The sequence below is a fragment of the Bernardetia sp. genome, assembly GCF_020630935.1.
Classification (GTDB): domain Bacteria; phylum Bacteroidota; class Bacteroidia; order Cytophagales; family Bernardetiaceae; genus Bernardetia.
In genome coordinates this window covers 123,462-133,992 of the sequence record NZ_JAHDIG010000004.1, presented here as the reverse complement: position 1 = coordinate 133,992, position 10,531 = coordinate 123,462, and the positions used below count along the sequence as shown (strand labels likewise).

At 35.8% G+C, this 10,531-nt stretch carries 5 protein-coding genes; 3 read left to right on the top strand and 2 right to left on the bottom strand.

What is annotated here, in order from left to right; translation table 11 throughout:
- Positions 1 to 174: 174 nt before the first annotated feature.
- On the top strand, positions 175 to 450 hold the full coding sequence (locus tag QZ659_RS02430) for a hypothetical protein (protein WP_291721364.1): 276 nt from the start codon (positions 175 to 177) through the stop codon (positions 448 to 450).
- Between the two features lie 75 nt (positions 451 to 525).
- Here the strand turns inward: QZ659_RS02430 and QZ659_RS02425 are convergent, their stop codons facing one another.
- Positions 526 to 2,031, bottom strand: a complete 1,506-nt coding sequence (locus QZ659_RS02425) for a glutamate synthase subunit beta (protein WP_291721361.1) — start codon at positions 2,029 to 2,031, stop codon at positions 526 to 528.
- A 135-nt stretch (positions 2,032 to 2,166) separates the two neighbouring features.
- Entirely contained in the window at positions 2,167 to 6,726 is a 4,560-nt protein-coding gene (gene gltB, locus QZ659_RS02420) for a glutamate synthase large subunit (protein ID WP_291721358.1), read from the bottom strand.
- 720 nt (positions 6,727 to 7,446) lie between these two features.
- Between gltB and QZ659_RS02415 the strand changes: the two genes are divergently transcribed.
- A complete protein-coding gene (locus QZ659_RS02415; RefSeq protein WP_291721355.1) occupies positions 7,447 to 9,960 on the top strand; it encodes a ribonucleoside-diphosphate reductase subunit alpha in 2,514 nt (837 codons plus the stop codon).
- Between the two features lie 136 nt (positions 9,961 to 10,096).
- A partial coding sequence (locus QZ659_RS02410; RefSeq protein WP_291721353.1) for a hypothetical protein occupies positions 10,097 to 10,531 on the top strand: 435 nt, incomplete at its 3' end.

Here is a 10,531-nt window from a genome sequence, read left to right as displayed (position 1 = left end):
ATTTTTAATCAGAAATACAAAATAACAATTTTGTGAAAACTAACTACTTAATAAATGATGATATTCATGAGGTTTAACATTATAACTGTCTTTTTCTTTATTGTACTAGCATCTTGTTCTCGCATAAATCCTGAACTATATGTACATTGCTTTGAGCAAGTAGATTCTATAAAAATGGATACTTCATTTGTAGAATTTTCTGGCGAATCAGATCCGTACATCCAAAAAAAATATTTTGACAGCATAGCTCCTTGTATGACTTCACTAAAATATAAGGAAGTATATTTTACACAAGAACATACTGGAGACTCTATGATAGTCATAATTGTTGAGCGAGGAACTAGAATAGAATTTTTTCCAAATACTACTAGAAATCAAGAAGTAAAAACACATACAATGGAACGTGTTAAGATAAAAGACCATTGGTATCTCAATAACTATTTTTGGTAAGAGTTTAGTAGGTGATTATAAACTTTGTTTTTAGATTTTCTATACAGATACATGACTCATAATTTATCATATAACCTACCCATAAACCACCTTCTGTTGAGTATCTAACCTAGAAACAGCTTTTGCTTCTAGTTCAGTTTGTCCCATTAAATGTAAATCAATCTGACGAGCAGCCTCACGCCCCTCTGAAATTGCCCAAACGACAAGCGATTGCCCTCTTCTCATATCGCCTGCTGCAAAAACGTTTGGGTTATGAGTTTGATAATTTTCTGCTTGAATATTTCCTCTTTCGTCTAACAAAATACCTAATTCTTCAAGCATTTCGGCACGTTCTGGATGCAGAAAACCCATCGCCAAAAGTACCAAATCACAAGGAACAATCCTTTCTGTTTTTGGGTCTTCCTCAAAACCCATTTTTCCATTTTCTGTTTTCCATTCTATATCGACGAGTTTTACTCCTGTGAGTTCGCCTTTCTCATTCCCTACAAATTCCTTTGTCAAGATAGACCAAGTACGCTCACAACCTTCTTCGTGAGAAGACGATGTACGAAGCATCATTGGGTAATTAGGCCAGGGCGTGTTTTCTGCTCGTTCTTTTGGAGGCATCGGCATCAGTTCGATTTGAGTTACTGATTTTGCTTTTTGCCTGTTAGAAGTTCCTACACAATCCGAACCTGTATCTCCTCCACCAATTACGACTACTTTTTTATTTGTTGCCAAGATTTCGCCTTGTTGATACGTATTTCCTGCGTGGTCGTATTTGATGACTTTTTTCGCTGTTCGTTTGTTTTGTTGACTCAAAAATTCCATTGCAAAATGAACACCTTTAAGTTCTCGTCCTTTAATATCCAAATCTCTAGGAACAGTTGAACCTCCACAAAGCAAAATAGAATCAAATTCTTCCATCAAATCTTTTACACGAATATTTACACCTACATTCGCATTCGTTTTGAAAATAATGCCTTCGGCTTTCATTGTTTTCAAGCGACGGTCTATAATTTTTTTCTCTAATTTGAAATCAGGGATTCCATAGCGAAGCAATCCACCAATAGCATCAGCACGTTCGAAAAGAGTTACAGCATGTCCTGCTTTATTGAGTTGTGAAGCTGCTGCAAGTCCTGCTGGTCCTGAGCCTACAATGGCAACTTTTTTTCCTGTTCTAGTTTGAGGTGGATTTGCTTTCACATAACCTTTTTCGAATGCTTTTTCTATGATAAAGCGTTCAATCGCCTCTATGGCTATGGCAGGTTTATTGATTGCCAACACGCAAGATGATTCACAAGGCGCAGGGCAAATTCTTCCTGTAAATTCTGGGAAATTATTGGTAGAAACAAGGATTTCATAGGCTAGTTCCCAATTTTTTTGATAGACAGCATCGTTAAATTCTGGAATAATATTGCCTAAAGGACAACCACTATGGCAAAAAGGAACACCACAATCCATACAGCGTGAAGACTGTTCGACAGCTTTTGTGGTAGAGAGTGTTTCTTCCACTTCTAAATAATCTTTTACCCTTTCGTTTATATTTCTTTTGGTGGGTATATCTCTAGTAAATTCTATAAATCCTGTTGGTTTGCCCATTTTATTTTTTTGTTTAAAAGTCGTCGGTGGGGACACCGACAACGGCTTGTTTTTAGGTCAAACGGCTTGCCTTTGACTTTAAACGATTTGTAATGCAGTTAAAGACTCGCCTTTAACCTACTAATTTTTGTATCTTTATTTTATTACCAGCTCATCTTCTTTGTCTTCTAATTTTTGTGATACACTAATATTTCGTTCAGATAATGCTCGTTTGAAATCTGTCGGCATTATTTTGATAAAGTAAGGAAGAGAACTTTCCCAATCATTGAGTATTTCTTTAGCAAGTAAAGACTCTGTATAACGAAGATGATTTTCTATGTACATTCTGATAATATTTTCATCTTCACTCGTGAGCTTTTCTATTTCTACCATTTCAGCATTGAGTTTTTGTTCAAAATCGCCTTCTTTATTCCAAATATAAGCTACTCCTCCACTCATTCCTGCTGCAAAGTTTTGTCCTGTATCTCCTAGATTAATAACTAAGCCTCCTGTCATGTATTCACAACCGTGGTCACCAATTCCTTCTACAACGGCTTTTACACCAGAGTTACGGACTGCAAAACGCTCGCCTGCCATTCCTCTGATATATGCCTCACCAGAAGTTGCTCCGTAGAATGCTACATTTCCGATAATGCTATTTTCGGCTGGAACAAACGTCGCTTTTTGGTCTGGATAAAAAATAAGTTTTGCTCCTGAAAGCCCTTTTCCAACATAATCATTTGCATCGCCTTCTATTTCCATGGTAAGTCCTTTTACAGCAAAAGCAGCAAAACTTTGTCCTGCCGTTCCTTTAAACTTTAAATGTAGAGTGTCTTTTGGAAGTCCTTTCAAACCATATTTTTTGGAAATTTTGTGTGAGAGAATAGTACCCACAGCACGGTCTGTATTTCTTATTTGAAATTCTAACTGTGTTGGTTCTAGCGTATCAATATTAGATTGTACTTGCTCTAAAATTTTCCAATCCAAAACATTATCTATTCCATGGTCTTGTTCTTCTTGTTTGAACAAACCTACTTCCGAACTTGCAGGGGCTTTGTATAAAATTTTTGATAAATCAATATTCTGATATTTCCAATGCGTAATATCATCACGCATAGTTAATCTATCACTCTGACCTATCATCTCATTGACAGTTCTGAAACCGAGTTCTGCCATGATTTCTCTAAGTTCTTCAGCCAAAAACTTAAATAAATTGACAACATATTCAGGCTTTCCAGTAAACAAAGCTCTAAGTTCTTTTCTCTGTGTAGCCACTCCTACAGGACACGTATTTAGATGACATTTTCGCATCATAATACAGCCTGTACTGACAAGAGCTGCTGTTGCTACGCCCCATTCTTCTGCTCCAAGCAAGGCTGCCACAGCCAAATCTTTTCCTGTTCGAATTTGTCCATCTACTTGTACAGTTATACGGCTACGCAATTTGTTTTTAACTAAAGTTTGATGCGTTTCAGCTATTCCCAATTCCCAAGGAAGTCCTGCATGACGAATAGAGCTAAGTGGAGAAGCTCCTGTTCCTCCATCGTGTCCAGAAATAAGAACTACATCTGCATGAGCCTTGCTTACGCCAGTAGCTACCGTTCCGACACCTGCTTCTGAAACCAATTTGACATTAATTCTAGCTTCTGGATTAGCATTTTTGAGGTCAAAAATCAGTTGAGCCAAATCTTCAATCGAATAAATATCATGGTGTGGAGGAGGAGAAATAAGCCCTACACTCGGTGTAGAATAACGCACTTTTGCAATCCAGTCATCGACTTTATGCCCTGGTAATTGTCCACCCTCTCCTGGTTTTGCACCTTGCGCCATTTTGATTTGAATTTCAGTGGCATTACTCAAATAATGACTATTTACTCCAAAACGCCCAGAAGCAACTTGTTTAATGGACGAACTCATAGAATCGCCATTTTCTAAAGGCTTATAACGAGAAATATCTTCTCCACCTTCTCCACTATTACTTTTTCCTCCTATTCGGTTCATGGCAATAGCAAGCGTAGTGTGTGCCTCCCAAGAAATAGAACCAAAAGACATAGCTCCTGTCGCAAATCGTTTGAAAATATTCTCAGCAGGCTCTACTTCATCTATCGGAATAGGAGTTGAAGGTTTAAATTTGAGCATTCCACGCAAAGTGAGGGCTTTTTTGGTTTGGTCATCTATCAGACGAGTATATTTTTTGAATAACTGATAATCCTCTTTTTGAGTAGATTGTTGTAGTAAATGAATGGTTTGAGGATTGAAAACGTGTTCTTCTCCTCGCTGTTTCCATTGGTAAATTCCTCCAGCTTCTAAGCGTAATTTTTGTGTAGTTGTATTGTTTTTGGTAGGATAAATTATCTGATGACGAATCAAGACTTCTCTAGCAATATCATCTAACTTTAAGCCACCAATGCGTGAAACTGTTCCTGTGAAGTATTTATCTACAACCTCTTTGTCAATTCCTAAAACTTCAAATATTTGCGCTCCTTGATACGATTGCAGTGTAGAAATGCCCATTTTAGCAAAAATCTTTAATAACTCTTTTCCAACTGCTTTGATATAATTTTTCTGTAATTCTTCGGTTGTTAGGTCAGTAGTTAGTCTTTCTTTCTTTTTTAGAAAATCAATAGTTTCTAATGCTAAATATGGATTTATACCAGAAGCACCAAAACCAATCAATGTTGCAAAATGATGTGATTCCCAAGCATCTGCTGTTTCAGTAATTATTCCAATGTTATCACGCAATCCTTTTTTGATTAAATGATGGTGTACAGCAGATGTTGCAAGTAATGAAGGAATTTGAGCATGATTGCTGTCTGAAGTTCTGTCAGAGAGAATAATAATCGAAAAGCCATCTTTCACAGCATCTTCAGCATAATTACAAATTCTTTCTAAGCCTCGTTCCAACATTCCTGCTTTTATATCGGCTCTGAAATAAGTAAAAATGGTCTTGGATTGAAAACCTTTGTGGTCAAGGTGTCGGATTTTTTCTAAATCCTTGTTATTTAAAATAGGCTGAGGAAGCTCTAAGGTATGGCAGTGTTTGGGAGTTTCGGTAAGTAGATTTTGTTTTGCTCCTACAAAGGAAATCAAAGACATGATGCTTCGCTCTCTTATAGAATCTATGGGAGGATTAGTTACTTGGGCAAATAGTTGTTTGAAATAATTGGATAAATGCTGACTTTGCTCTGATAACACAGCTAATGGCGTATCTAATCCCATAGAACCTAACGGAACATTGGCTGAAACTGCCATTGCTCCAATGATATACTTCAAGTCTTCAGAAGTATAACCTGCTTCTATTTGTCTTTTTATGAGATTTTTATTGTTGAGTGGAATAAATTTACTTGCAGGTTTTAGAATTTCTTTGAGTTTGATTTTATTTTCTTTAAGCCATTCTCCATAGGGTTGTTGGGCGCATATCTTGGCTTTTACTTCTTCATCACTCAAAATTTTGCCTTGCTCCATATCCACAATAAACATTCTACCTGGTTGGAGGCGACCTTTTGAAACAATCATAGACTGGTCTATGTCCAAAACACCAGCTTCTGATGCCATAATTACTCTGTCATCTTTTGTTACCCAATACCTTGACGGACGTAAGCCATTTCTATCTAAAGTTGCTCCTACAATTTTTCCATCTGTAAACGTAATAGATGCAGGACCATCCCAAGGTGCAATTAATGAAGCATGATATTCATAAAATTCTTTTCGTAGTTGTGCCATTTGCTCATTTCCATCCCAAGCCTCTGGAATAAGCATCATCATGACGTGAGGAAGTGAACGCCCACTCAATACCAACATTTCAATAACATTATCCAAGTTTGCAGAGTCAGATTGTGATTTTCCACAGATAGGACGAAGCATATCTAGTTCTTCTTTCGTAAAATATTCTGATTCAAATTGTGTTTCAGAGGCTTGAAACCAGTTTACATTACCTTTAACAGTATTTATCTCACCATTGTGAGCAATGTATCTAAATGGTTGTGCTAATTTCCAAGAAGGAAACGTATTGGTAGAAAAACGAGAGTGAATAACAGCAAGAGCCGAAACTACACTCTCATTGTGTAAATCTGAAAAATAAGGACGTACTTGTTCTGTGGTAAGCTGTCCTTTATAAACAATGGTTTTATAAGAGAGGGAAGCAAAATAAAAGTTATTATTTACTCCTTGTACACTTTCATTGATTACTCTTGTAGCATAATTTCGCAAAACAAAGAGTTTTCTCTCAAAAAAATCTTTATCAGAAGACTCTGAAGTGGTAGGCGATAGTTTGAGAAAAACTTGTTCCATAACTGGCTCTCCAGCTAAGGCACTTTTACCTATTTCTTTGTTGTTGGTAGGAACTTTTCGGTAGCCTATAAGCTCAAGACCAAGTTGTTTTATTTTTCTATCTAAAATAGTTTTACACTCTTCTCTTAACTGGTCATCTTTTGGGAAAAATACTATTCCTACACCGTACTTACCATAAGGAGGGAGTTTCATTCCCAACTTTGTACACTCATCTAAAAAAAACTCGTGGGGCATCTGTATCAGAATGCCTGCACCATCTCCTGTATTGACTTCACAGCCACATGCTCCTCGGTGTTCCATACGAGTAAGCATTTGGAGTGCATCCTCTATGATTTGATGCGATTTACGTCCCTTTATATTAGCAATGAATCCAATTCCACAAGCATCATGTTCAAAGCTTGGGTCGTATAGTCCTTCAGTTTTCAATTTCTTATATTTTTAGTTCATTTTGAATATGGTTTTATGGTGTGTTTATGATTTGTGTGTGTTTATTGCATTTTTGATAAAAAAGCAATGGTTTTATTGAAAATACTTAGGAAAGTAGTGAATAATTTTTAATAAATCAAAATGAGATAGGAAATTGTTTTGTAATGTCTTTTTCTACAATAAAAGTTATGACGATTTTGTAGAGGTCTGAATAATTTCTTAAAAATCAAATTATAGTTAATTCTTAGTCTTCTTTTATTTTGCAGTTGTACTAAAAAATGAGTTCTAAAATATCTTGGACTTTAGTTAAAACACTCCTAGTATAGTTCTAACTGGATGGCATTTTTTTATGCTCAAAAGTTATCCACAAAATTTAATATTGGAAAGAAGAGTATCATTTTGAAAGCCAATTCAAAATTCGTAATTTAAAAATTAGTAACAGAAAGCTATTTTTAGTAGTAATTTTTCAATAGAAAAGGTTTTTATGCATTTGATTTATAAATGACTATCCAAAAATTCTTCTTAACAAAAGATGCTACTTTACGTTACTAGCAAGGTAATCTTTCTTAGATTGAATCTAAATAATTCAGTTCTGAAATAAGATGCTTATTTTTGTTCCAAAATCTGATACCGTATTTTCAATTTGTAACTGCTTTTGAATCAGTTAGAAAAAATACGAAACTACACCCAACATTAATTTATTCAAAATCTCAATATAATATGTACGTAATCAAGCGAGACGGTAGGAAAGAAGAAGTGATTATGCAAAAAATCACAGCTAGAATAGAAAGACTTTGTGATAACTTGGATACTCGTTATATCAAACCTAAAGAAATTACTTATAAAGTTTTGGCTGGTCTTTACGACAATGTAACTACCATAGAGCTAGACGAACTAGCAGCCGAAACAGCAGCTACAATGGCAACGGTTCACCCAGACTATGCTATCTTAGCTTCAAGAATTGCCATTTCGAATCTTCATAAAGAAACAAAAGATGCTTTTTCTGATACTATTGAAGACCTTTACAACTATGTAAATAAGAAAACAGACGAAAATGCAGGTCTTATTTCAGAAGAAGTTGTACAAGTAGTTCGAAAGTATGCTCATGTCTTGAACCAAGCCATTGATTACGGCAGAGATTACGAATACGATTATTTTGGATTCAAAACTTTAGAACGTTCTTATCTTTTACGTTTAAATGGCAAAGTAGTAGAACGCCCTCAACAAATGCTTATGCGTGTTTCTGTAGGGATTCACGGAGCAGATATTGATTCGGCTATCAAAACCTATCATTTGATGTCTGAACGTTGGTTTACACACGCTACCCCAACACTTTTCAATTCGGGTACGCCAAAACCTCAAATGTCATCTTGTTTCTTACTTCAAATTCAAGGTGATAGTGTTGATGGCATTTATGATACGTTGAAGCAATGTGCTAAAATTTCTCAATCGGCTGGAGGAATTGGTGTAAGTGTACATAATGTACGTGCAACAGGTTCGTATATTCGTGGAACAAATGGCTACTCTAATGGAATTGTTCCGATGCTAAAAGTTTTTAATGATACAGCTCGTTATATTGACCAAGGAGGAAACAAGCGTAAAGGTGCTTTTGCTGTTTATTTAGAGCCTTGGCACGCCGATATTTTTGAGTTTTTAGATTTAAAGAAAAATCATGGTAAAGAAGAAGCTAGAGCAAGAGACTTGTTCTATGCACTTTGGATTTCTGATATGTTTATGAAGCGTGTACAGGAAGATGGCGAGTGGTCGCTTTTCTGTCCGAATGAAGCTAGAGGTCTGTCAGACTGTTATGGAGAAGAGTTTGAAAAACTGTATTTGCAATATGAAGCAGAAGGAAAAGCTCGCAAAACAATTAGAGCGCAAGAACTTTGGTTTGCTATCTTGGAAGCACAGATAGAAACTGGTACGCCATATATGCTTTATAAAGACCATGCTAATAACAAATCCAACCAAAAAAATCTAGGTACAATAAAGTCTTCAAATCTTTGTACTGAGATTATGGAATATACTGCGCCAGACGAAGTAGCAGTTTGTAATTTGGCTTCTATTGCACTTCCTAAGTTTGTAATGGAAAATGAGGAAGGCAAGTTAGAATTTAACCATCAAGCTCTTTATGATGTAACCTATCAAGCAACTGTCAATCTGAACAGAATTATTGATAGAAATTATTATCCGATAGAAGAGGCACGTAAGTCTAATTTCCGTCATCGTCCGATTGGTTTGGGTGTTCAAGGTTTGGCAGATGCATTTATTATGCTTCGTATGCCATTTGAATCGGAAGAAGCAGCCAAACTCAATAAAGAAATCTTCGAAACGATTTATTTTTCTGCCATGACAGCTTCTAAGGATGTAGCTATACAAGAAGGAGCTTATGAAACTTTTGAAGGTTCGCCACTTTCTAAAGGACAATTCCAATTCGATTTGTGGAATGTAGATGAAGATTATCACTCTGGACGTTGGAACTGGAACGAGCTTAGAGAAGAAGTAGTAAAACATGGTGCTAGAAACTCACTTTTAGTTGCTCCAATGCCAACAGCTTCTACCTCACAAATTTTAGGTAATAACGAATGTTTTGAGCCTTACACTTCAAACATTTATGTTCGTCGTGTGCTTTCTGGAGAGTTTGTAGTAGTAAATAAGCATCTTTTAAAAGATTTGATTGAGGTTAATTTGTGGGATGACGAGATGAAAAATGAACTTATTGCAGCAAACGGCTCAGTTCAAAATATCAAGCGTATTCCTCAAGAATTGAAAGATATTTATAAAACGGTTTGGGAAATCAGTCAGCGTACTATTATTGATATGTCAGCTGATAGAGGTGCTTATATTTGCCAAAGTCAGAGTTTGAATGTTCATATTCAGAACCCTACATTTGGAAAACTAACTTCTATGCACTTCCATGCTTGGAAAAAAGGCTTAAAAACTGGAATGTATTATCTACGTACGAAAGCTGCTGCTGATGCAATTAAGTTTACAGTAGATAAAGATGCGCTCAGTACGGGTTTAGACAACAAGCGTAAAGCTGAAAAGGTAATGGCTGATAGCAATGAAGAAATCTTGGCTATGGCTGAGAATATGGAAGAAGAATCAAATTTAGCTCTTGCTAGAATCCATAAACGCCAAAATGGGCAAGCACAAGAAGAACAACTCAAAGACGGATTAGGTGGAGCAAGTTGCTCACTAGACGACGATGATTGTTTAGTATGTGGTAGCTAAACTTTAGCCATATAATTAGAGAAAAGTCCTCAAATTCATAAGAGTTTGAGGACTTTTTATTTTCAAGATTGTTACTTTTTGTAAAAGACAGAATTAGAAAGGAAGTACGTAGTTTAAAATCTAATTCTAAACCTGTATGAAACGTAAACGACTTTATCCAAATTTGGTAGTGCTTTCACATTATGGAATAATAATTCTATTTTTTGCAACTCTGATAGTAGGTTTGTATATGTTTCGCCTTACTTGGCTATACAGTTTTGATGGAATCAGTAAAGAAGTAGAAGAAAAGATAAAGAGTGTAGATAAACAGTCTTTTAGCTATGACAATATTATCCCTTATTACTTAGGCGTATCTATTTATGAAGATATGGATTGGCTTGCCAAAAATATGACACAGAAAGAAGCAGAGAAAGTTCTAAACTATCCCAACCCTGTTGTTAGAATAACAGCTTATAGAAATTTATTAAACTACAACTCACAGTCCTTTTCTGAGAAAAACTTTCAACTTCTTTCTAAAGCACTTCAAGAAAATGAAATACTGACTGGAAGTTCAGGGAGTTGTGTAGGCTGG

What these genes read in the sequence shown, in the direction of transcription:
- QZ659_RS02415 (WP_291721355.1), top strand. Translation starts at nt 7,447, where the DNA reads ATGTACGTAATCAAGCGAGACGGTAGGAAAGAAGAAGTGATTATGCAA.
- QZ659_RS02425 (WP_291721361.1), bottom strand. Translation starts at nt 2,031, where the DNA reads ATGGGCAAACCAACAGGATTTATAGAATTTACTAGAGATATACCCACC.
- QZ659_RS02430 (WP_291721364.1), top strand. Translation starts at nt 175, where the DNA reads ATGGATACTTCATTTGTAGAATTTTCTGGCGAATCAGATCCGTACATC.